Source organism: Ruegeria sp. AWH4_226 (assembly GCF_056159225.1).
On the sequence record NZ_JBSWUU010000001.1, the window covers coordinates 2,152,538 to 2,174,519 of the forward strand.

Below are 21,982 nucleotides of genomic sequence, written 5' to 3' on the forward strand. Positions count from 1 at the left end.
GTAAAGGCGTTTAGGTTGGCTCTACAGGCCAGTGGTGGTTCAAGTCCCTTAACCCGGCGCGGATCAGTTCGGACAGAACGTCAAGATCGATATCCGCCAACTTGTTCACATACAGACAGGATTTTCCCAGCTTATGCTTGCCCAAGCGGGATAGGATGTCTCCGAAATCGGAATAACCGGGCAGGATGTATATCGAAAACGCAGCCTTTCGCAGAGAAAACCCAGTGGCCAGGAAATCGCCCTCACGACCGGATTTGTACCGGTAGTGATATCGACCATACCCAACGATCGACGGCCCCCACATCAAAGGTGAGTATCCTGTTGTCCTGCGAAACAGCACGTCAAGCGTGCGCGCATCCTCAGCTTTTCTTGAAGGTATTATCCCCGAGAGAAAGCCGTCAACACTTTGGTCTGTCGGGCAAGTCTTGTTCTCAGATCGCGGCATAAACACTTTTTAACACGGTTTGTTCATTCACGCAGCCCGGATCTGCAGGGTATAATCTGGCAAGTCGCTGGCGCCGACCTACCTACCAGAAGTGTTCTGACACGGAGAAGCATAATGACTATCAAACTGACCCGTCGCGCGGCGCTTGGTTCCGCAGCAGCCTTGCCTTTTGCCGCAGCGGCGTCACCGTTGTTGGCCGAAGGGGTTGAGACCAAAGCCAATTCGACCATCGCCAAATCCTTTAAATTGGGGGAGTTCACTGTCACGACGTTGCTGGACGGTAGCCTGCCCCGCGACGGTGCCAAGGACATCTTTGGCGGCGGCGTTTCGGATGAGGATTTTGCCAGGGTCTCGGCCGAGAACTTCATTTCGCCTGATGTGGCGCAGTTTTTCTTCACGCCTACACTGGTCAATACAGGGTCCGAGCTTGTGTTGTTCGACACCGGCCTCGGACAAGGCGGTATTCAGGCCGCGCTTGCCGATGCCGGCGTTACCCCAGACCAGATCGACGTCGTTGTCATAACCCATATGCACCCCGACCATATCGGCGGCATGACAACCAATGACGCGCCGACCTTCCCCAATGCCCGCTATGTCACGGCATCACCCGAGTATGACTTCTGGTCTGCACTAGACGCTGGCAATCGCGTCGGTGATCTGGTCGCTGCCAAAGTGACCCCGCTGGCCGAGAAGATGAGCTTTCTCGGAGACGGTGGCAAGGTGACTTCAGGCATCACTGCGGTCGCCGCATACGGGCACACGCCGGGGCATACGGTCTACCATCTGGAAAGCAACGGCCAGCGCCTTGTACTCACAGCGGATCTGGCGAACCATTATGTCTGGTCTTTCGCCCACCCGGAATGGGAAGTGGTCTTTGACATGGACAAAGCGGCGGCCACCGCATCGCGCCGCAACGTGCTGGGGATGCTGGCCGCCGACAAGGTGCCGATGATCGGCTATCACATGCCTTTCCCGGCGGCTGGGTTTGTTGAAACCCGTGGGGAGGGTTTCCGCTTTGTTCCGGTCAGCTATCAGATGATGGGCTGATCTTTCAGTATCCGGGGTCCGGTCGCACTTTGGAGCCATCCGTGAAACGGGACAGGCGAAAAGCGGCCGGATCGACACACGGCGTGGTCTCCGCGACCAGATCGGCCATCAGGCGACCTGCTGCCGGACCAATACCAAAGCCATGACCCGAAAATCCGGTGGCGATATACATACCCGGCATATCATCTACGCCCGAGATCACCGGCACCGCATCCGGGGTCACATCAATCATTCCTGCCCAGCTTTGAATGATTTCGGCTTTCTCCAGTGCTGGAAACCCCTTGCGTGCCTTTGCCCAGGCACGTCGTAGAACTTTGGCCGACGGTTCCGGATCAAGAATCCGACATTTCTCAAACGGAGTCACATCAGTGGGCAGCCAGCTTCGATCCTCGCGCGCTTCGACGCGCCACCGATTCGACAGGCGAAAGCGCAAGGATCGCCATTCCTGCGCAAAGGCGGGCAGGAATTGACGGAGCAGCCGAAAACTATCAGGTACGATGTCGACGGTATTCTCGTGCCCAGACGCGATTGAGTACCCTCCATCCGCGCGTTTTCGCAGGGCAAACGCGTCAGCCCAAAGCGCAGTGTCCGGCCCGTCGACCGGCGAAGTCCGCAGGACCGTGTTCAGAACCTTAAGCTGCGGCAGCTCGATCCCCGCGTTTCCTGCAAAAAGCCGGGACCAGGCGCCACCAGCCAGAACCACATAGTTACATGCAACACGGCCGCGCTCGGTGAAGACACCTGAGATATGGTTGCCGTCAAACTCGACACTCCGCACAGCGCAATTGGTCATCAGCACGGTGCCCCTGTCCCGCGCGGCTTCGGCGATCGCGGGGGCCGCCCATTGCGGCTCGGCCCGCCCGTCTTGCGGCATGTAGAGGGCGCAGTCAAAATCCGTTTGATTGCCGGGCAAAAGCGCGTTCAAATCGGACCCGTCCACCAACGTGGCGCCGGTCTGCATCCCGTCGACGTGGCGCAGCCAACGCTCCAGGTGGCCACGGCTGCGCTTGCCAGACGCACCGAATAGGATACCAGACCGCGTATACCCGGTTCTTCGACCTATCCGTTGATCCAGCCCTTGCCACAGGCGCAGCGCCTCGACCATAAGCGGGATTTCCCTTGGGTCGCGCATTCCAAGCCGTACCCATCCCCAGTTGCGTGCGCTTTGCTCACCTGCGATCTGGCCTTTTTCACACAGCAGCACAGATGCGCCACGTTCAGACAATTCAAGGGCTGTCGACGCGCCTATGATACCGCCGCCAATGACGACGACGTCCACGGCTTTGGGCAGGTACAAATCGGGTTCTACATGGGTTGGCTTTGGGCCGGGCATCAACTGCTCTTACGTCATGGCTCGAACCGCCATGAATGCGCGAAGAGCTTCCATAGGCAACATGCCTTATGCCGCAGGGTTAAAGAATTTTTCCAAGCTGTGGCGAACACGCCAAAAGGCGCGCCATTGCGCGCCAACACTTTCGGCCAACACTAATGGAATGAAGCGTGGACTAAGCCGCGCCACGCAGCTCGGCCAGCTTTTGACGGATTGCCGCCGCGATACCGGTTTCCTTGGAGTTCTCCGTCTCGTCAATGTCTGCCTGACTGGGCAGATCCGGAAAGCTCTGTTCTGCTTTCGCAGGTTCAGCTTCGGGCTCGGGGTCTTCCGGCTCTTCCTCACGCAGAAGATCCGAAATCGCGGCATCCACCTTCGCCTCGTCCAGAGCCTTTCCCTCGGTCTCCATGGACTTGTACCTTAAAGGCGGGTGAAGCGGCTTGTCGTACCTTTCATACATAATACCACCAAATCGTTAACTCATACGTCACACAATCTGCGCACCACGATCCGGAACAATCGAAATCAGGCGCGCCGCCCGCAGTTGGGCGTCAATCAAGCAGAAATGTGGCAAAAAAATGTCGTAATTTCAAGACGTCAGCCTTAGAAAAGGCCCAAAAACACGAACACTACCACTCGATTACGAAACAGTGTTTGTTGATCCAAGGGTATTAACACCGATCAGGAAACTCTGAATTGCCCTTTCAGAGCACGTCCATGCGCGTCAGCCCCCGTCGCGCCAACGGTTCACAATCGGATACCTGCGATCCAGCCAAAATGCGCGATGGGTCAGACGTGTTCCGGGGGCAGACTGAAAGCGTTTGTATTCGCTGATAAAGATCAGATGTTCGACCCGCCGCGCGTCAGCTTCATCGAAACCGGCGGCCACGCAGTCGGAAATCGAGCCTTCCTGATCGATCAGAATATCTAGAATCGCGTCCAGAACCGGGTAATCAGGCAGGCTGTCGCTGTCTTTCTGATCTTCACGAAGCTCGGCACTGGGGGGTTTGTCGATGACTGAGGGGCGGATAACCTCGCCCGCAGGACCCATCATCCAGTCGCGGTGGTTCGCGTTGCGCCAGCGGCAGGTCTCGAACACGCGGGTTTTATACAGATCCTTGACCGGATTATATCCGCCGTTCATGTCACCATAAATGGTGGCATAGCCCACAGCGACTTCGGATTTGTTTCCCGTGGTCAGCAGCATCTCGCCAAACTTGTTCGAGATTGCCATTAGTAACAGGCCACGCAATCGCGACTGGATGTTCTCTTCGGTCACGTCAGGTTCGTGGCTGTCAAAAAGCGAGGCTAAAGTGTCCGTCACCGCCGCCCGGCTGTCTGAAATCGGCACGAAGTCATAATGAACACCCAGCGCCTTTGCGACCGCCTCGGCATCGTCCAAAGAGGCTTGGCTGGTGTATTCAGACGGCAGCATCACGCAGCGGACGTTCTCAGCCCCGATGGCGTCAACCGCTATCGTCGCGACCAAGGCAGAATCCACGCCACCCGAAAGCCCGAGCAGAGCCTTCTTGAACCCGGTTTTGCCCATATAGTCGCGTAAGGATTGCACCATTGCGCGATAGTCCTGCTCCCATTCATCGGGCTGCGGCGCGATTTCGGCAGGCAGGATACGCCAGCCATCATCGCCGCGCTCAAGGTCTATGTGGTTGATCGCTTCGTCAAAGATAGGCATGCGAAATGCCAGTTCGCCCCCGGGGTTCAGCCCGAACGTCCCGCCATCAAAAACCTGATCGTCCTGACCGCCCACCATATTCAGGTAAATTAGCGGCAGACCAGTTTCGACGACACGCGCCACCATTTGATTAATCCGCACGTCGTATTTGTTGCGGAAATAGGGCGAGCCATTGGGGATCAACAGGAATTCCGCCCCTGTTTCCTCAAGCGTTTCGGTCACATCCGAATGCCAGCCATCTTCGCAAATGGGACTGCCAATGCGGGTGTTTCCAACGGCATAGGGGCCGCCCAAAGGCCCGGAGTCAAAAAGGCGCACCTCATCAAAAACGGTTTCGTTGGGCAGGTGGTGTTTCAGAACCTTGCTGCTGATCCGACCGCCCTTGAGGATCAGGTAGGCATTGTAAAGGCTACCATTCTCGACCCACGGGCCGCCAATCGCAACGGCCGGGCCGTCAGCGCAATCTTTGGCCAGGGCTTCGACCCGGGCCATCGCGGCTGAGTGGAATGCGGGTTTCATGACCAGATCCTGCGTATTATAGCCCGTGATGAACATTTCGGGCAAAGCCACCAGGTCGGCCCCGGCCTTGCGCGCCTGCTCCCACGCGGCGAACGCCTTGGCGGCATTTCCGTCAACATCCCCAACCGTTGGGTTCAATTGCGCCAGAGTGATGCGGAAGCGGTCGGCCATTGTGCTCTCATGATCTCGTCAGTCTTACTGCCATGTAGCAGATCGTTGCGCGAGTAAAAGGCAAATGGTGCAAAACTCGTTGCTCTGACCCCAACGGTACCTTAGTTTTGGTCGAAAGGATGAAAACCTGGCAGGCAGGACCAATCATGAACACTTTCCGCACTTCCATTGCCGCGTCAGCGATCGCTCTGATGGCCACCGGCGCCACCGCACAAGACGGTCAGGTGATTACCAAAGATGATGAGGTCGGCGGCGTCTACGAAGGCACTTTCGAAAACGGGCTGCGCCACGGCACCGGAACCTATCGCCTGCCGAACGGGTTCGAATACACCGGCGAATGGTCCGAGGGTGAGATTCAGGGCCAAGGAATTGCCCGCTATGTAAACGGGTCTGTCTACGAAGGGACGTTTGCGAATGGCCAACCCGAAGGGCGCGGCAAAATCATCTATGCCGACGGTGGCAGCTATGAAGGCGAGTGGTCCGATGGCACCATAAACGGTCAGGGCGTGGCGATCTATGCCAATGGTGCACGCTATGAAGGCGGCTTCCAGAACGCCAGGTATCACGGATCGGGCGTTCTGACCGACCCAAGCGGCTATAGCTATGACGGGGAGTGGGTCGACGGCGTCAAACAGGGCAAGGGCAAGATCACCTATGCCGAAGGCGGCGTTTACGAGGGCGACATAAAGGACGGTCAACGCCACGGCCAGGGCAGCCTGACCCTGCCTGACGGCATGACCTATGTGGGCGACTGGTCCGAAGATCGCATAACCGGGACCGGGCGCCTGTCTTATGTGAACGGCGATGTCTACGAAGGCACGCTTGTCGAAGGCCGCCGTCAGGGCAAGGGCAAGGTCATCTACGCAAACGGCGACGTCTACGAAGGCGACTATGCAGACGACCTGCGCCACGGTCAGGGCACCTATACCGGGACCGACGGGTATGTATACACCGGCGAGTGGACCAATGGTCTGATCGAAGGCCTGGGCGAAGTGACCTATCCCGACGGCTCGATCTATGTTGGGGATTTCAGGGCCGACCTGGCCGAAGGCAATGGCCGCATCACCTATACGGACGGATCGACCTATGAGGGAGAGTGGATCGCCGGGGTAATCGAGGGTCAGGGTGTATCGACCTATCCCAATGGCACGGTCTACAAAGGTGCATTCAGGAATGCCAAGAACCACGGCAAAGGTGTTCTGACCTCAGCCAACGGCTATATCTATGACGGCGACTGGGTTGATGGCCTGCGTCAGGGAACCGGCATGGCGACCTATCCCGACGGCACGGTTTACACCGGTGAATTCAACGACGGAAAGCGCCACGGGCAGGGTGAGATCGTCATGGCGAACGGCTTCAGCTACACTGGCCAGTGGACCGAAGGCAAAATCACCGGCGATGGCGTCGCGACTTACCCAAGCGGAGACGTGTACGAAGGCAGCTTTGTCGATGCCAAGCGTCAGGGCAATGGCACCATGCGTTATGCAAATGGCGAAGTCGAAACCGGCGTTTGGGAAAACGGTGCGCTTGCGACGTCGACAGATGAGACACCCGAGGTGGCGCCCGCGGACTCGGACGGCTGAGCCATCACCATGGCACGGGTTTTCCCGCCCAATCGAAAAACGCTCCGGTATCTGTCGGGGTCAGGTGTTCCGTGACATTCAAAAGGTTTGCTGCGGCCTCGTCCGGCTCAACCGCAGGGTGGCGACCGAGGTATTTGCGAGTGAACTCGGTTTTTACCGTACCGGGATGCAGGGCGACACAAATCGCCTGTTTATGCGTCCGTGCCAGTTCGATAGAGGCAGTGTGTACAATCTGGTTCACGGCGGCCTTTGCCGCACGATAGCTGACCCATCCGCCCAGACGGTTGTCTCCAATCGAGCCGACCCGCGCCGAAAGCACCGCGAAAACGGCACGACGGTCACGGGGTAACAGGCGCGCTGCGTGACGCAGCACAAGCGCAGGCCCAACAGCGTTGAGGGCGAATTGATCCATCATCGCCTGCGCTGACAGGGTTTTGAAGGTCTTTTCCGGTTCTGACCCTTTGATCTCCAGCGCGCCCGAGGCAACGAAGATCAGGTCAAAAGGGCCGGGGATTTCCTCCAAGATGTGATGAACGCGGTCAGGGTCAGTCAGGTCAAACCCGTCTGTCGAACGTGACAAGGCCGTTACAGCTACCCCCCGCCCGGTCAGCTGCTGGCAAACCGCCTGCCCGATTCCACCCGATGCGCCTATAATCAATGCTTTTTCCATGGCGCAGGACGTAGCCGGTTGCGACAGAGGATCAATACGGGACAGAAAAGAAACCCTCTTACGCCTTTACGCTGCAAATGGGTCTTTTCATTCCAGGCAGGCGATGTATACATTCTGCCCATGAACAGCCGCGCAGATATCCTTATTGCCGACACCACCCTTCGCGGTGCGTCGCTGCGCGGCCTACTGATCCTAATCCGCCTCTGAGCGTGCCAACCGGCGCGCCCGCTCAGAGGAGGACGCCCGCGCGCCATAGGCTTTAGGACAGAAGAAGAAAGAGATTCCCATGACTAACGTGACCGACCAAGACCGTGTCTTGATCTTTGACACCACTTTGCGCGACGGCGAGCAAAGCCCAGGCGCTACCATGACCCATGACGAAAAGCTCGAGATCGCCGAACTGCTGGATGAGATGGGCGTCGATATCATCGAAGCCGGTTTTCCCATCGCGTCCGAAGGTGATTTCAAGGCGGTGTCCGAGATTGCCCAGCGGTCGAAAAACAGCCGCATCTGCGGTCTGGCGCGCGCCAATTTCGCCGATATCGACCGCTGCTGGGAGGCTGTTAAACACGCCGAGAAGAACCGCATTCACACCTTCATCGGCACCTCGCCACTGCACCGCGCGATCCCGAACCTGACACAGGATGAGATGGCCGATAAGATCCATGAAACGGTCAGCCACGCCCGCAACCTGTGTGAAAACGTGCAATGGTCGCCGATGGATGCGACACGGACGGAATGGGATTACCTGTGCCGCGTGATTGAGATTGCCATCAAGGCCGGTGCAACGACGATCAACATCCCCGATACAGTGGGTTACACCGCTCCGGTGGAATCCGCTGACCTGATCAAACGCCTGATCGAAACGGTCCCGGGCGCGGATGAGGTCGTCTTCGCGACCCACTGCCACAACGACCTTGGCATGGCGACCGCGAACTCTCTGGCCGCAGTTGCGGGCGGCGCGCGGCAGATCGAGTGCACGATCAACGGTCTGGGTGAACGCGCGGGCAACACCGCGTTGGAAGAGGTGGTGATGGCACTGCGCACCCGCAATGACATCATGCCGTGGAAGACGGGCATTGACACGACCAAGATCATGCACATCTCGCGCCGCGTCGCGACCGTGTCCGGCTTTAATGTGCAGTTCAACAAAGCAATTGTCGGCAAGAACGCCTTTGCCCATGAAAGCGGCATCCATCAGGATGGCATGCTGAAGAACCGCGAAAACTTCGAAATCATGCGCCCCGAGGATATCGGTCTGTCTGGCACATCCTTGCCATTGGGCAAGCATTCGGGCCGCGCGGCATTGCGCGACAAGCTGGAAACGCTGGGATATGAGATCGGGGACAACCAGCTCAAGGATATTTTCGTGCGGTTCAAGGATCTGGCCGACCGAAAGAAAGAGGTCTTTGACGACGACCTCATCGCGCTGATGACGCTGGACGATGACGAAGCAAACGACCACCTGCAACTGGTTTCCATGAAGGTCACCTGCGGCACCGGTGGGAAGGCCGAAGCAACCGTTGAACTGGAGGTCGACGGCAAGGATGTCATCGCAACCGAACACGGCGACGGCCCGGTTGACGCGACATTCAAGGCAGTCCGCGCGATTTATCCCAACAAGGCCCATTTGCAGCTGTACCAGGTGCATGCCGTAACCGAGGGTACAGACGCACAGGCCACCGTATCCGTGCGTCTGGAAGAAGATGGTATGATCGCCACTGGTCAATCGGCCAACACGGATACGGTCGTCGCTTCGGCCAAGGCATATATCCACGCCCTGAACCGCCTGATCGTACGCCGCGAAAAAACCGGCCCCGGCTCAGACGCGCGCGAGATAAGCTACAAGGACCTGACCTAGGCGCGACGGTCAAAGGCTCCCGCACCCGCGGCGGTCCGGCTTCGCCGTCCCTTCTTGGGTTTTGGGCCCGGCAGCCATGGCGCGCTGCCGGCCCAACGTTTTTTATTCGCATCCATGATGCGGACGAACAAGGCGGGAGCAATCCGATATTTTGAGTCAGTTTCGGAGCCCCTCGAACAAGCGTGTCAGGCGGGTTGCCTCGTCTTCGAATCCATAGGGGGCATTAACAATGAACATGCCTGAGCCAACCATACCATGCCCCTCGCGCACTGGGTCAAACCGAACCTCGTGACAGACGGATTTGGGCAGCTTTTGCGCCTTCAACGCCGAAACCATAGTGCTGTGGCGGTCATCCCGTAGAACAGGATACCACAACACGATTACACCGACATTCCATTTGCGGTGCAGTTTGGAGATAACTCCGGGCAGGCGATTATATTCGGACTTCACCTCATAGCTCGGGTCAATCATCAGAACCCCGCGTCGGGGTGTCGGCGGCAACAATGACTGTGCGAGTTCAAAACCGTCCTGACGATAAACCTTGGCACCATACGGAGATATCATCATCTCCAACGCAGCGTGCTCCTGCGGGTGCAACTCGGCAAAGTGCAGACTATCCTGATCCCGCAGAATACTGGCAGCAATCATGGGTGAGCCCGGATAGGCCTCAGCCCCGTGCCGCTTTTGAACCGCTCGGATTGCACGCTCCAAAGGATTATCCGCGCGAAACCAACCTGCCTGCCTTACGCGCTGAATACCTGCTGCCGCCTCGCCTGTACGCAGCGCCTCAGGCGCGTTTAAGTGGTACAATCCCCGTCCAGAATGCGTTTCCATATAGGTAAGTGGCTTGTCTTTTTGGGTCAGATAGGCCAGCACCCATGCCAATAATGCGTGCTTTTGCACATCCGCCAGATTTCCAGCATGGTAAATATGTTGATATGAGAGCATATTGCCTTCTAAAGTCTCACTTAATAAGGCGGAAAGGTGCTGATCGTCGCGGAATCAGCCCTTTTACCGGACGTGCTGGCACCCTATAAGTCATCCGTCCCGGAACCGTCGAGTCGCGGGCAGTAGAAAAACGACATACAGGATCAGGGGAATCATGGGGATCTTTGGCAATCTGGGCGGCCTGTTCACAGCGGACATGGCTATCGACCTTGGGACAGCGAACACGCTGGTTTATGTCAAAGGGCGCGGCGTCATCCTGTCTGAACCCTCTGTGGTTGCGTACCACGTAAAAGACGGCGTCAAGAAAGTGCTGGCCGTGGGCGAGGACGCCAAGCTGATGCTGGGCCGGACCCCCGGCTCGATCGAGGCGATCCGCCCGATGCGCGAAGGCGTTATCGCAGATTTCGACACTGCCGAAGAGATGATCAAGCACTTTATCCGCAAAGTGCATAAACGCTCGACCTTCTCGAAACCCAAGATCATTGTTTGCGTCCCGCATGGCGCGACACCCGTTGAAAAACGCGCAATCCGCCAGTCGGTTCTGTCCGCAGGCGCCCGGCGCGCGGGCCTGATTGCAGAACCAATTGCGGCTGCCATTGGCGCCGGCATGCCAATCACCGATCCGACCGGCAACATGGTCGTCGACATCGGCGGCGGTACGACCGAGGTTGCGGTTCTGTCGCTGGGCGACATCGTGTACGCCCGCTCGGTCCGCGTAGGCGGAGACCGGATGGATGAGGCCATCATCTCGTACTTGCGTCGCCAGCAGAACCTGCTGGTGGGTGAATCGACCGCCGAGCGTATCAAAACCACCATCGGCACCGCCCGTATGCCCGACGATGGCCGGGGCCAATCGATGCATATCCGGGGCCGCGACCTGTTGAACGGTGTACCGAAGGAAATTGAGATCAGCCAGGCTCAGGTGGCCGAGGCGCTGTCGGAACCCGTCCAGCAAATTTGCGAGGCAGTGATGACCGCGCTTGAGACCACACCGCCCGATCTGGCCGCTGACATTGTCGACCGGGGCGTGATGCTGACCGGTGGCGGCGCGCTGCTGGGCGATCTTGACCTTGCGCTGCGCGAGCAGACAGGTCTGGCCGTGTCGATTGCCGACGAAAGCCTGAATTGTGTGGCTTTGGGAACCGGCAAGGCGCTGGAATATGAAAAACAACTGCGCCACGCGATTGACTACGAAAGCTAAGGCGCGCACCCTTTCGGGGTAACAACTCGGGCAAGAGCAGCACGGGAAGGTAACCTGTGGCAAAGGACCGATCACAGCGCGACGAATATACAACCCCCTTACGCCGCCTGCTGCTGGGGATTGTTGTGCTGTGCCTGCTCGGCATCTTTCTGATCTGGCGCATCGACAGCCCCCGCGTGGAAAGGTTCCGTGCGCAAGTCGTGGACCGGGTGGTTCCTTCGATGGAATGGGCGATGGTTCCGGTCACCGCCGTGGTCAATCTCGCCCGCGATTTCCAAAGCTATCAACGCCTGAGCGAACAGAACCAGGAATTGCGCAGCGAACTGCGCCTGATGCGCGCCTGGAAAGAGGCCGCGTTGCAGTTAGAGCAGGAAAATGCCCGGCTGCTGGACCTGAACAACGTACGTCTTGATCCGCGTCTGACGTATATCACCGGTGTTGTGATGGCCGACAGCGGATCACCTTTCCGGCAATCGGTTCTGCTGAACGTGGGCGAGCGTGACGGCATCACCGATGGGTGGGCCACGATGGACGGGATCGGCGTGGTCGGGCGAATTTCTGGTGTGGGGCCGGACACAGCAAGGGTGATCCTGCTGACCGACGCCTCAAGCGCGATCCCGGCCACTATCCAGCCGTCGGGCCAAACCGCGCTGATCACCGGCGATAACACGCCTGCACCCGCCGTTGAGTTCCTTGAGAACCGGGAACTCGTGCGTCCCGGCGACCGTGTTGTGACCTCGGGCGATGGCGGAGTTTTCCCAGGCGGCCTGCTGATCGGTCAGATCACTGCCGACCCCGGAGGCCGCCTGCGGGTGCGCCTTTCGGCAGATTTCGAACGGCTCGAGTTCCTTCGGGTGCTGCGGTACAAATCTGCCCCCCCAATCAGCGATCCGGGCGATATTGTTGGCCCCGGAACCCCTGAAACGGCACTTAACCCGGCGGAGGTCGGGGATGGATAGCCCAACCTCTCAGCTTTGGTCCAAACGGGTGCTGTATCTTTTTCTGGCGATGTTGATCCTGTTTCTGCACCTTCTTCCGCTGGATACGAAACCAGACCGCTGGCCGTTTCCTGACCTTCTGATCGCGCTGACCTTCGCATGGGTGCTGCGACGGCCTGAATATGTTCCGACGCTTCTTGTGGCCTTTGTGATGCTGATGGCAGACCTGTTGCTGCAACGCCCACCCGGACTACTGGCGGCGCTGGTCGTACTGGGTGCGTCCTACCTGCGTTCGGCTGCGTATGGCATGCGCGATTTGGGCTTTTTTGGTGAATGCTCGACTGTAGCAGTGGTTGTTACAGCGATCTTCATGCTGAATCGTGTCATTCTTGCTATCCTATCTGTACAACAGGCAGCATTTGGCCCGCTGGTGATACAACTGGTTCTGACAATCGCAGTTTATCCGCTGATCGTTCTGCTCAGCCAGAACATCTTTGGTGTACGGCGTGCCTCTGTATCCAATAACAGTATAGTGGGGGCGTGATGATGAAACAGCGCAAACCCAAAGCCCAAGGTCTCGCTTACAAACGCCTGCCCCGACGGGCGCTGATCCTTGGCGGGCTACAGGCCGCGTTTATTGGCGGGTTGGCGGCCCGGATGCGGTTTATGCAGGTCGAACAGGCCGATGAATACCGCCTTCTGGCCGAGGAAAACCGGATCAACATCCGCTTGATCCCGCCAACTCGTGGCCGGATTTATGACCGGAACGGCGAGATTATTGGCCAGAACTCCCCCTCTTACCGCATTGTCATGGTGCGCGAGGACGCCGGAGATGTCGATCAGGTGATTGCCAAACTCTCGGAACTGATCCCGCTGACCGCAGATGAAATAGAACGCGCCAAGGCAGAGATGCGGCGCTCGGCACCTTTTCTGCCTGTCACGCTTGCCGATCAGGTCACCTGGGCCGATATATCGAAAGTCGCCGTCAACGCCCCGGCCCTGCCCGGCGTGATCCCCGAAGTCGGTCAAACCCGGCAATATCCGCGCTATGAAGATTTCGCCCATGTGGTCGGTTATGTCGGCCCGGTCAGTGACTATGATCTAAGCCAGATCGCAGACCCAGAACCGGTGCTGCGCATTCCCCGGTTCCAGATCGGCAAGGTGGGGCTCGAGGCCAAGCAAGAGGGCGCTTTGCGCGGCAAGGCCGGGGCCAAGCGTGTCGAGGTCAACGCCACTGGCCGTGTTATGCGCGAGCTGGACCGGCAAGAAGGCGAGGCTGGTGCTGATCTGCAGCTCTCGGTCGATGCCGACTTGCAACAATACGCGCAGGCCCGGCTGGCCGGAGAAAGCGCCGCCGCCGTAGTCATCGACTGCGAGACCGGCGATATCCGGGCCATAAGCTCGGCCCCCAGTTTCGACCCGAATCTTTTCGTGCGTGGCATTTCAGTGGCCGATTACCGGGCGCTGACACAGGACAATTACCGGCCACTGGCAAACAAATCTGTTCAGGGCACGTACCCGCCCGGATCAACCTTCAAGATGATCACCGCCATGGCTGCGCTTGAGGCCGGCGTGATCGGACCTTCAAACACTGTCTACTGCCCTGGTCACCTTAAGGTCGGCAGCCGCCGCTTTCATTGCTGGAAACGCGGCGGGCACGGAACGGTCGATCTGAATCTGTCCCTGAAACGCAGTTGCGACGTCTACTATTACGACGTGGCGCTGCGCACCGGAATCGACAAGATTTCCGAGATGGCCCGCATTTTTGGTCTGGGTGTCAAACACGACATCCCTATGTCCGCAGTCGCCGCTGGCTTGGCCCCGAATCAAGAGTGGAAGGAGCGTGTTCACGGGCAAAGCTGGCTGAATGGCGACACGGCAAACGCGTCGATCGGTCAGGGGTTCATGCTGGCTTCACCAATGCAACTGGCCGTCATGACGGCACGGATCGCCACGGGGCGTGCTGTAAAACCGCGTTTGGTGCGATCGGTAAACGGGGTTGAACAACCCTCTGGCGCGGGTGAGCCACTGGCTGTCAGCCCAACCAATCTGGAATTCATACGCAAGGCCATGTTCTCTGTTTCAAACGACAGGGGTGGTACAGCCTATCGCAGTCGTATCATCGCCGATGACCTGCGCATGGCAGGCAAGACCGGCACCAGTCAGGTCCGAAATATCACAAAGGCCGAACGGGCCGCCGGTGTGATCCGTAACGAGGATCTGCCATGGGAGCGCCGCGACCACGCGCTGTTTGTCAGCTTTGCCCCATATGACAATCCGAAATTTGCCGTGGCGGTCGTGGTCGAGCACGGCGGTGGCGGGTCCAAAGCGGCGGCCCCCGTGGCCCGCGATATCATGCTGCAAGCGTTATATAACGGAACGCCCCCGCTTGAAGCCTATCCGGTAGCTGACCGCGAAAAGATCAAGGAACAGCAAAAGAGGCTGGAAGGTGACCGTCGCCCCAAAGCGCGACCGACCGAGAAGGACCGCGCATGAGCTATCTTGAATACGCCGTCAAATCCACACCATCGGGGTTTCGCAAGTTCCTGTATATGAACTGGCCGCTGACCCTGTTGCTGATCAGCGTTGCCAGCGCCGGGTTCCTGATGCTGTATTCTGTGGCCGGCGGGTCGTGGGGCCCGTGGGCCGAGCCGCAGATGGAGCGATTTGGTCTGGGCCTCGCGGTCATGTTCATCGTTGCGCTTGTCCCGATCTGGTTCTGGCGGAATATGTCTGTGCTGGCCTATCTGATCTCAATCGCCCTGCTGGTTTTTGTTGAGTTCTTCGGAACTGTCGGCATGGGTGCCCAACGGTGGATCGACCTTGGTTTCATGCGGCTACAACCGTCCGAGGTCATGAAAGTTGCTCTTGTCATGGTTCTGGCCGCCTACTACGACTGGTTGCCATCCCATAAAACGTCGCGGCCATTGTGGGTTCTGATCCCCGTCATCCTGGTCCTGATCCCGACTTTCTTTGTTCTGAAACAGCCCGACCTTGGCACGTCGATCCTGCTGCTGGCAGCGGGCGGAGGATTGATGTTTCTGGCCGGTGTCCACTGGGCTTATTTCGCTGCTGTCATCGCAGCCGTGGTGGGCCTGATCGCCACGGTATTCAACAGCCGGGGGACCGACTGGCAACTGCTCAAGGATTATCAGTTCCGACGGATCGACACCTTCCTTGATCCTTCGACTGATCCGTTAGGGGCCGGATATCACATTACCCAATCCAAGATCGCGCTGGGGTCCGGTGGCTGGAACGGGCGCGGGTTCATGCAAGGTACGCAGTCCCGGCTGAACTTCCTGCCCGAAAAACACACCGACTTTATCTTCACCACACTGGCCGAGGAATTCGGCTTTGTCGGCGGCATCACGCTGCTGACACTATATGCCCTGATCCTCGTGTTCTGTCTGGTCACGGCGCTGTCTACCAGGGATCGCTTTTCGTCACTGGTGACATTGGGCATCGCGCTGAACTTTTTCCTGTTTTTTGCCGTCAACATGTCGATGGTCATGGGCTTGGCCCCGGTTGTCGGTGTACCGCTGCCGATGGTCAGCTATGGAGGCTCGGCCATGCTGGTTCTGATGGCTGCATTTGGCATCGTCCAAAGCGCCCATATCCACCGCCCCCGCTGATTAGAAAGGTCTTTTATGCCCGTGAACGTCCTGTTTTCCGCGCGCCCTGAACTGTGGCCGGTGTACGAGCCCCTGCTGGCCAAGGGCCTGACCGAAGCCGGGCTGGACGTCTGCCTTGGGACGGAATTCGCACCGGATCAGGTGGATTACGTCGTCTATGCCCCGAACGGAGGGTTGATGGACTTTTCCCCCTACACCCGGCTGAAAGCGGTGCTCAGCCTTTGGGCCGGGGTTGAACAGATTGCGGGCAATGAGACGCTGACCGTACCGCTCGCGCGGATGGTGGATCACGGTTTGACGCAAGGCATGACGGAATGGGTGGTGGGGCACGTGCTGCGTTATCACCTTGGCATGGATCACCATATCTCGGTTCAGGATGGGGTTTGGACGCCAGACGCACCGCCTTTAGCTACTGAACGTCAGGTTTGCATTCTCGGCCTTGGCGCGTTGGGCGAAGCCGCTGCACGGGCGTTGGCCGCATTGAATTTTGATGTCACCGGCTGGAGCCGAACGGCCAAGGCTATCCCCGGTGTCACTTGCCTGTATGGCGAGGATGGGTTGCTGAGCGCGTTGTCACGGGCCGAGATCGTCGTGTTGCTGCTGCCGGATACACCGGCGACAGAGAATACTCTGAACAGCAAAACTCTGGCCCTGTTGCCCAAGGGGGCGTGTATCATCAACCCCGGTCGAGGACCGTTGATCGACGATAACGCCTTGCTAGACGCGCTGAACACGGGGCAGGTCGGGCACGCCACACTTGACGTGTTCCGGGTCGAGCCGTTGCCGCCGGACCACCCTTACTGGGCACATCCGAACGTCACGGTCACACCGCATATCGCGTCGGAAACCCGTCCCGTCACAGCGGCACAGGTGATCTGTGAGAACATCCGCCGAGGAGAGGAAGGCAAACCCTTCCTGCACCTCGTGGATCGGACGTTAGGGTACTAGGCCGCGATCAACCCGCGGCCTTTCAACAGCGCTTCGACACCCGGCAACCTGCCCCGGAAGGCCAGATACAGGTCTTCAGCCTCTCGCGAACCGCCGGTGGACAGAATGTTTTCTTCCAGCGCTTTGGCGCGTTCCGGGTCGAATGCACCGCCCGCTTCCTCAAACGCGGCAAAGGCGTCGGCGTCCATGACCTCGGACCACATGTAGCTGTAGTAACCCGCGCTATATCCGTCGCCGGCAAAGACATGGGCAAAATGCGGTGTGGCGTGCCGCATACCAATGGCCCGCGGCATACCGATTTCGGTCAGAACCTCAACCTGCTTCGCCATTGGATCTGCCGGGGCTGCGCCCTCATGAAACACCAGATCCACGAGGGCCGAGGCGACATATTCCACCGTCTGAAACCCTTGATCAAAATTGGCGGCCTTCAGCACTTTCTCCAACATGTCCTGTGGCATCGCTTCACCAGTTTCGGCATGGGTTGCGAACTCGGCCAGAACCTCGGGGACTTCCAGCCAGTGTTCATAAAGCTGGCTGGGCAACTCGACGAAATCACGCGCCACGCTGGTGCCCGAAATGCTTTCATAGGTCACGTTGGACAACATTTGATGCAACGCATGGCCGAATTCGTGAAACAGCGTCCGTGCGTCATCATAAGACAACAGCGCGGGATCACCTTTGGAAAAGTTGCAGACATTGATCACGACCGGCGCCTGCACCTTGGGGAACTTAGCCTGTGACCGCATCGCGCTGCACCACGCGCCCGAGCGTTTCGATCCCCGCGCAAAATAGTCCCCGATGAAGACCGCGATGTGCTGTCCGTCTCGTGTGACTTCCCAAGCGCGACAATCCTCGTGATAGAGCGAAACGTCCAGCGGCGCGAATTCAAGCCCGAACAGCCGGTTAGCACAGGCAAACGCCGCCTCGATCATTCGATCAAGCTGCAGGTAAGGCTTTAGTGCCGCTTCATCCAGATCATGCTCGGCCTTGCGACGTTTCTCAGCGTAATAGCGCCAGTCCCACGCTTCCAGCGGGCCGTTGACACCATCTTCCTGCATCATCTGCGTCAGGATCTCGGCATCCGCATCCGCACGCGCCTTGGCTGGCTGCCACACTTGCAAAAGCAGATCACGGACCTTATCGGGCGTACGTGCCATTTCGGTTTCCAACTTGAAATCGGCAAAACTGTCATAACCCAGCAGATTTGCGCGTTCTTCCCGCAGGGTCAGGATTTCAGCAGCAATCGCACGGTTATCCGTTTCACCGCCATTTGCGCCTCGCGCGGTCCATGCCTTATACGCCTTTTCCCTTAGGTCACGCCGCGGCGAAAACTGTAAAAACGGCACAATCAAAGAGCGTGAGAGCGTCACAACCGGCCCTTTCGCGTTTTTTTCCTGCCCCGCCGCGCGCGCAGCATCCACCACAAAATCAGGCAGGCCTTCCAAATCAGCCTCGGACAGGTCCATGTACCAGTCCCGTTCATCGGCCAGCAGGTTCTGCGTAAAGGAGGTTCCCAATGAGGCCAGCCGCGCCTTGATGTCCTGCATCCGTGCGTCCGCATCCCCTTGCAACGCGGCTCCTGCACGGACAAAACCACGATGTGTCAGCATCAGAACGCGCGCCTGTTCCGCGGTCAATTTCAGGTCGTCTTTGCGGGCCCACAGGTCCGCGATCCTGCGAAACAAAGCTTTGTTCGACGATATACCCGAGAAATGCGCGGCCAGTTTGGGCGAGAAGTCCCGTTGTAACTTCTCCCGTGCCGGATTGCTGTCGGCTCCGGCGACGGTGAAAAACACCGAAAGCACCTTATCCATCTGTTCGCCTGCCGCCTCAAGCGCCTCGATCGTGTTCGCAAAGGTCGGCGTATCCGGGTTGTTGGCGATCTCGTCTATTTCAGCGTTGTGGGCCTGCATGGCCTGTTCTAGCGCAGGTGTAAAATCGTCATCGGAAATGGCGTTGAACGGGGCAATTTCAAACGGCGTGGTCCAGTCGGACAGGATCGGGTTGGTCATGCGGCTCTCCTTTACCGGTGAAGCTAGGGAGGCTACCCCGGATGGTCCAGAGGTCGCGGGCCAATCGCGGCAAATTCCTTTGCTCTGCAGGTTAAGCAGCAGCAGAACTATCGCGACTGCGTTGGCGACGATCTTATCGCCAATATGGACGCTGTCCCAAGCTGAGTGCTCCCGCCCCCGAAGCGCGCATCGAAGATGCGCCTTGGCGGCGTTGGGCCGGGCCGCGCGCTTACGCGCCCGGCGTCTGCGCCCGGTCTTCAGACCCTGCGCAGATCGGGCAATCGGCACGGCGTGACAGGCTGATCTTGCGGCTTTCGCCATAGAGCGCATCGTAGATCAGCATTTCACCCCGCAGAGCCTGACCCGCACCGGTGATCACTTTTATCGCCTCAACCGCCATCATCGACCCTACCACACCGGGCAGAGGGCCAATGACCCCGGCCTCAGCGCAGGAGGGTGCAAGGCCGGGCGCAGGTGCCTCGGGGAAGATGCACTGATAACAGGGCGCTCCGTTGGCCGGGTCAAAGACGCTGAGCTGCCCCTCCCACTGCGACAGCGCACCAGAGATCAGCGGCTTACCCAGGGCTACGGCTGTGCGGTTGGCGAGGTAGCGGGTTTCAAAATTGTCGGTGCCGTCAAGGATCACATCGAAATCCGTAAACAGATCGGATGCGATTTCATCGGTCAGGTGGCGGTTATAGGGCAAAACCGTAACCTTTGGGTTCTGCGCCTGCATTGCCTGTTGCGCCGAAAACACCTTGGGCATTCCGATATCGGCATCGCGATGGATCACCTGCCGTTGCAGGTTGGCATTTTCGACCTCATCATCGTCGATCACGCCGATCGTACCCACCCCGGCAGCAGCCAGATATTGCAGAGCGGGCGCGCCCAGCCCGCCGGCCCCGATGACCAACACCCGCGCCTGCTTCATCTGTTTCTGACCCGGCCCGCCCAGCTCGCGCAGGACGATGTGGCGGGCATAGCGCTCAAGCTCAGTTTCTGAGAACTGGCCGGATGGCGAAATACTCTGTTCCGAGGTCGGCGCGGCCCGATTGCGCAGCGCCCTCAGAATCTGCCTGTATAGCAATATGAGCAGCGCGGCGCCGCCCAGCAAAAGCCAAGGCGCCGCTGAACCACCCGTCGCCGCGCGCAAGGGGTGACTGACGGGCAAAACCAGCTGTGCCAGAACCACGCCCACCAATAGAACCGCGACCGACGTCATACGTGCCGTCCGGGACACGCCGGCAAGATAGCCGATACCCCAGAGAGCCGCCGCTAGGATCAGAACCAGCAGCATTAGCCGCGCCCGGTCGAGCCGAAGCCACCGGCACCGCGCGCGGTATCGCTGAGCGACTCCACTGCGTCGAACCGGGCCTGAACAACCGGCGCGACGACCAGTTGGGCAATCCGTTCACCATGGGTGATCTCAAATACCTCCTGCCCCGCGTTCAGAACAATCACACCCAATGGGCCGCGATAATCGCTATCAATCGTACCCGGCGTGTTGGGCAGCGTAATGCCGTGTTTGAGCGCAAGCCCTGATCGCGGGCGCACCTGTACCTCAAACCCTTGCGGTATTTCGATACGCAAGCCGGTAGGCACCAAGGCACGCTGACCGGGTTCAAGCATGATCGCCGCGCCGTCTGGCAGGTTGGCCCGAACATCTGCGCCAGCCGCACCCGAAGTTTCATAGGACGGCAAGGGGACCGAGGGATCAGCGCCTTCCTCGCGAATTACACGAATTGCAACCATCACTGCTCCTCTTGTTTGCTGACCAAAGCGTCAGCGATCTTGCGCGCCAATCGCTCTGCCACGGCGTCCTTACCCATACGGGGCCATTCTTCGGCACCCTCATCGGAAATCACGATCACCGCGTTTTCGGACCCGCCCATTATGCCCGTCGCCGGACTGACATCATTTGCAACGATCCAGTCGCAGCCCTTGCGGTCCCGTTTGGCTGTTGCGTGTTCGATTACATCGTCCGTCTCGGCAGCAAAGCCTACAACCAGTGGTGGTCGTCCTGTTTTCAGGTGCGAGACGCGTTTGAGGATGTCCGGATTCTCAGCAAATTCCAGAGCTGGCATTCCGTCCCGGCTTTTCTTCAGCTTCTTGTCCGATGCTCCAACCACCCGCCAATCTGCAACCGCCGCAGCAAACACCGCCGCGTCAACCGGCAGCGCGGCGTCCACGGCGTCAGACATCTGCAGTGCAGTTTCAACCCGCTTAACCTGAACACCTTCAGGCGGGGCAACATCCGCAGGACCGGTTACAAATATCACTTCAGCGCCCAACGCGGCCAACGCCCGGGCAACAGCCGTTCCCTGCGCCCCCGATGATCGGTTGGCGATATAGCGCACCGGATCAATCGGCTCATGCGTAGGACCCGAAGTCACGAGGACGCGCTTGCCGCGCAACGGACCGGCGCCAAGTTCGGTTTCAATCGCCGCAACAATCTCTAGCGGTTCTGACATGCGTCCGGGGCCGTATTCACCGCAGGCCATGTCACCCTCATTCGGGCCGACAAAGCGGACACCATCCGCTTGCAATTGTTTTAGATTTCTCTGAGTTGCCGGATGATCCCACATCCGCACATTCATGGCGGGCGCACACAGAACGCGCGTATCGGTCGCCATCAACAAGGTCGAGGCCAGATCATTTGCCAGCCCTGCAACCATCTTGCCCATCAGGTCGCCAGTGGCCGGGGCCACAACGATCAAATCTGCTGAGCGAGACAGCTGAATATGGCCCATCTCAGCCTCATCTGTCAGGTCGAACAGGTCACGATAGGTTTTCTCTCCGGCCAGGGCCGACACAGAAAGCGGTGTCACAAATTCCTCTGCCGCGCGGGTCAAAACAGGCGTCACCGACGCACCGCGTTCGCGCAAACGCCGGATCAGATCCAGCGATTTATAGGCCGCGATCCCACCACCAATGATCAGCAGAATGCGTTTCGATGCCAGCATGTTGACCCCTTCCCGTCCAGC

Annotated in this window: 19 protein-coding genes; 9 read left to right on the plus strand and 10 right to left on the minus strand. The window is 58.8% G+C overall.

Annotated features, from left to right (window positions below; all coding sequences use genetic code 11):
• Nucleotides 1–10: 10 nt before the first annotated feature.
• Nucleotides 11–445 (minus strand): DUF1801 domain-containing protein, encoded by a 435-nt coding sequence (locus ACXAET_RS10595; RefSeq protein WP_475184420.1) that lies wholly within the window; start codon nt 443–445, stop codon nt 11–13.
• 114 nt (nt 446–559) lie between these two features.
• On the opposite strand from ACXAET_RS10595, the gene ACXAET_RS10600 reads away from it, so the two are divergent.
• Complete coding sequence (locus tag ACXAET_RS10600; protein ID WP_475184423.1) at nt 560–1,492, plus strand: MBL fold metallo-hydrolase; 933 nt, start codon at nt 560–562, stop codon at nt 1,490–1,492.
• A 4-nt stretch (nt 1,493–1,496) separates the two neighbouring features.
• Here the strand turns inward: ACXAET_RS10600 and ACXAET_RS10605 are convergent, their stop codons facing one another.
• From ACXAET_RS10605 to ACXAET_RS10615, 3 genes are all read right to left on the minus strand, one after another.
• Entirely contained in the window at nt 1,497–2,825 is a 1,329-nt protein-coding gene (locus ACXAET_RS10605; RefSeq protein WP_475184426.1) for an NAD(P)/FAD-dependent oxidoreductase, read from the minus strand.
• A gap of 172 nt (nt 2,826–2,997) precedes the next feature.
• On the minus strand, nt 2,998–3,231 hold the full coding sequence (locus ACXAET_RS10610) for a hypothetical protein (RefSeq protein WP_475184429.1): 234 nt from the start codon (nt 3,229–3,231) through the stop codon (nt 2,998–3,000).
• A 315-nt stretch (nt 3,232–3,546) separates the two neighbouring features.
• Nucleotides 3,547–5,205, minus strand: coding sequence for an NAD+ synthase (locus ACXAET_RS10615; protein ID WP_475184430.1), 1,659 nt, complete (start codon nt 5,203–5,205; stop codon nt 3,547–3,549).
• A gap of 146 nt (nt 5,206–5,351) precedes the next feature.
• Here ACXAET_RS10615 and ACXAET_RS10620 point away from each other — a divergent pair, with 146 nt between their 5' ends.
• A complete protein-coding gene (locus ACXAET_RS10620; protein WP_475184432.1) occupies nt 5,352–6,788 on the plus strand; it encodes an MORN repeat-containing protein in 1,437 nt (478 codons plus the stop codon).
• A gap of 4 nt (nt 6,789–6,792) precedes the next feature.
• Here ACXAET_RS10620 and ACXAET_RS10625 read toward each other — a convergent pair whose 3' ends face one another.
• Entirely contained in the window at nt 6,793–7,458 is a 666-nt protein-coding gene (locus tag ACXAET_RS10625) for an SDR family NAD(P)-dependent oxidoreductase (protein WP_475184437.1), read from the minus strand.
• A 286-nt stretch (nt 7,459–7,744) separates the two neighbouring features.
• On the opposite strand from ACXAET_RS10625, the gene ACXAET_RS10630 reads away from it, so the two are divergent.
• Nucleotides 7,745–9,319, plus strand: a complete 1,575-nt coding sequence (locus ACXAET_RS10630; RefSeq protein ID WP_475184442.1) for a 2-isopropylmalate synthase — start codon at nt 7,745–7,747, stop codon at nt 9,317–9,319.
• A gap of 156 nt (nt 9,320–9,475) precedes the next feature.
• Here the strand turns inward: ACXAET_RS10630 and ACXAET_RS10635 are convergent, their stop codons facing one another.
• The gene (locus ACXAET_RS10635; RefSeq protein WP_475184446.1) at nt 9,476–10,267 is read right to left on the minus strand and encodes a 23S rRNA (adenine(2030)-N(6))-methyltransferase RlmJ; all 792 of its coding nucleotides are present in this window, start codon (nt 10,265–10,267) and stop codon (nt 9,476–9,478) included.
• Nucleotides 10,268–10,421: 154 nt separating this feature from the next.
• Between ACXAET_RS10635 and ACXAET_RS10640 the strand changes: the two genes are divergently transcribed.
• From ACXAET_RS10640 to ACXAET_RS10665, 6 genes are read left to right on the plus strand one after another with little or no spacing between them, the layout of a single operon-like run.
• Nucleotides 10,422–11,468, plus strand: a complete 1,047-nt coding sequence (locus tag ACXAET_RS10640; RefSeq protein WP_039523195.1) for a rod shape-determining protein — start codon at nt 10,422–10,424, stop codon at nt 11,466–11,468.
• Nucleotides 11,469–11,524: 56 nt separating this feature from the next.
• Nucleotides 11,525–12,427 carry a rod shape-determining protein MreC gene (gene mreC / locus ACXAET_RS10645; protein ID WP_475184450.1) on the plus strand — a complete coding sequence of 301 codons (903 nt, stop codon included), beginning with the start codon at nt 11,525–11,527 and terminating at the stop codon, nt 12,425–12,427.
• Complete coding sequence (locus tag ACXAET_RS10650; RefSeq protein WP_475184453.1) at nt 12,420–12,950, plus strand: rod shape-determining protein MreD; 531 nt, start codon at nt 12,420–12,422, stop codon at nt 12,948–12,950. Before mreC ends, ACXAET_RS10650 begins: the two co-directional genes overlap by 8 nt.
• A gap of 2 nt (nt 12,951–12,952) precedes the next feature.
• A complete protein-coding gene (gene mrdA, locus ACXAET_RS10655) occupies nt 12,953–14,902 on the plus strand; it encodes a penicillin-binding protein 2 (protein WP_475184455.1) in 1,950 nt (649 codons plus the stop codon).
• A complete protein-coding gene (rodA, locus tag ACXAET_RS10660; RefSeq protein WP_475184460.1) occupies nt 14,899–16,038 on the plus strand; it encodes a rod shape-determining protein RodA in 1,140 nt (379 codons plus the stop codon). The genes mrdA and rodA overlap by 4 nt, the downstream gene beginning before the upstream one ends.
• Nucleotides 16,039–16,053: 15 nt before the next feature.
• Entirely contained in the window at nt 16,054–16,986 is a 933-nt protein-coding gene (locus tag ACXAET_RS10665) for a 2-hydroxyacid dehydrogenase (RefSeq protein ID WP_475184464.1), read from the plus strand.
• On the opposite strand, the gene ACXAET_RS10670 is transcribed toward ACXAET_RS10665, so the two are convergent.
• The 4 genes from ACXAET_RS10670 to coaBC form a co-directional block, all read right to left on the minus strand.
• Entirely contained in the window at nt 16,983–18,998 is a 2,016-nt protein-coding gene (locus ACXAET_RS10670; protein WP_475184467.1) for a M3 family metallopeptidase, read from the minus strand. The genes ACXAET_RS10665 and ACXAET_RS10670 overlap by 4 nt on opposite strands.
• Before the next feature lie 229 nt (nt 18,999–19,227).
• Entirely contained in the window at nt 19,228–20,295 is a 1,068-nt protein-coding gene (locus ACXAET_RS10675; RefSeq protein ID WP_475184468.1) for a HesA/MoeB/ThiF family protein, read from the minus strand.
• The gene (gene dut / locus ACXAET_RS10680) at nt 20,295–20,750 is read right to left on the minus strand and encodes a dUTP diphosphatase (protein ID WP_475184470.1); all 456 of its coding nucleotides are present in this window, start codon (nt 20,748–20,750) and stop codon (nt 20,295–20,297) included. Before dut ends, ACXAET_RS10675 begins: the two co-directional genes overlap by 1 nt.
• Nucleotides 20,750–21,961, minus strand: a complete 1,212-nt coding sequence (gene coaBC / locus ACXAET_RS10685; RefSeq protein WP_475184474.1) for a bifunctional phosphopantothenoylcysteine decarboxylase/phosphopantothenate--cysteine ligase CoaBC — start codon at nt 21,959–21,961, stop codon at nt 20,750–20,752. The genes dut and coaBC overlap by 1 nt, the downstream gene beginning before the upstream one ends.
• Between the last annotated feature and the right edge of the window lie 21 nt (nt 21,962–21,982).

Bases quoted from the DNA above. Each gene is read 5' to 3' on its own strand.
- ACXAET_RS10595 (WP_475184420.1), bottom strand. From the start codon at position 445: ATGCCGCGATCTGAGAACAAGACTTGCCCGACAGACCAAAGTGTTGAC.
- ACXAET_RS10600 (WP_475184423.1), top strand. From the start codon at position 560: ATGACTATCAAACTGACCCGTCGCGCGGCGCTTGGTTCCGCAGCAGCC.
- ACXAET_RS10605 (WP_475184426.1), bottom strand. From the start codon at position 2,825: ATGCCCGGCCCAAAGCCAACCCATGTAGAACCCGATTTGTACCTGCCC.
- ACXAET_RS10610 (WP_475184429.1), bottom strand. From the start codon at position 3,231: ATGGAGACCGAGGGAAAGGCTCTGGACGAGGCGAAGGTGGATGCCGCG.
- ACXAET_RS10615 (WP_475184430.1), bottom strand. From the start codon at position 5,205: ATGGCCGACCGCTTCCGCATCACTCTGGCGCAATTGAACCCAACGGTT.
- ACXAET_RS10620 (WP_475184432.1), top strand. From the start codon at position 5,352: ATGAACACTTTCCGCACTTCCATTGCCGCGTCAGCGATCGCTCTGATG.
- ACXAET_RS10625 (WP_475184437.1), bottom strand. From the start codon at position 7,458: ATGGAAAAAGCATTGATTATAGGCGCATCGGGTGGAATCGGGCAGGCG.
- ACXAET_RS10630 (WP_475184442.1), top strand. From the start codon at position 7,745: ATGACTAACGTGACCGACCAAGACCGTGTCTTGATCTTTGACACCACT.
- ACXAET_RS10635 (WP_475184446.1), bottom strand. From the start codon at position 10,267: ATGCTCTCATATCAACATATTTACCATGCTGGAAATCTGGCGGATGTG.
- ACXAET_RS10640 (WP_039523195.1), top strand. From the start codon at position 10,422: ATGGGGATCTTTGGCAATCTGGGCGGCCTGTTCACAGCGGACATGGCT.
- ACXAET_RS10650 (WP_475184453.1), top strand. From the start codon at position 12,420: ATGGATAGCCCAACCTCTCAGCTTTGGTCCAAACGGGTGCTGTATCTT.
- mrdA (WP_475184455.1), top strand. From the start codon at position 12,953: ATGAAACAGCGCAAACCCAAAGCCCAAGGTCTCGCTTACAAACGCCTG.
- rodA (WP_475184460.1), top strand. From the start codon at position 14,899: ATGAGCTATCTTGAATACGCCGTCAAATCCACACCATCGGGGTTTCGC.
- ACXAET_RS10665 (WP_475184464.1), top strand. From the start codon at position 16,054: ATGCCCGTGAACGTCCTGTTTTCCGCGCGCCCTGAACTGTGGCCGGTG.
- ACXAET_RS10670 (WP_475184467.1), bottom strand. From the start codon at position 18,998: ATGACCAACCCGATCCTGTCCGACTGGACCACGCCGTTTGAAATTGCC.
- ACXAET_RS10675 (WP_475184468.1), bottom strand. From the start codon at position 20,295: ATGCTGCTGGTTCTGATCCTAGCGGCGGCTCTCTGGGGTATCGGCTAT.
- dut (WP_475184470.1), bottom strand. From the start codon at position 20,750: ATGGTTGCAATTCGTGTAATTCGCGAGGAAGGCGCTGATCCCTCGGTC.
- coaBC (WP_475184474.1), bottom strand. From the start codon at position 21,961: ATGCTGGCATCGAAACGCATTCTGCTGATCATTGGTGGTGGGATCGCG.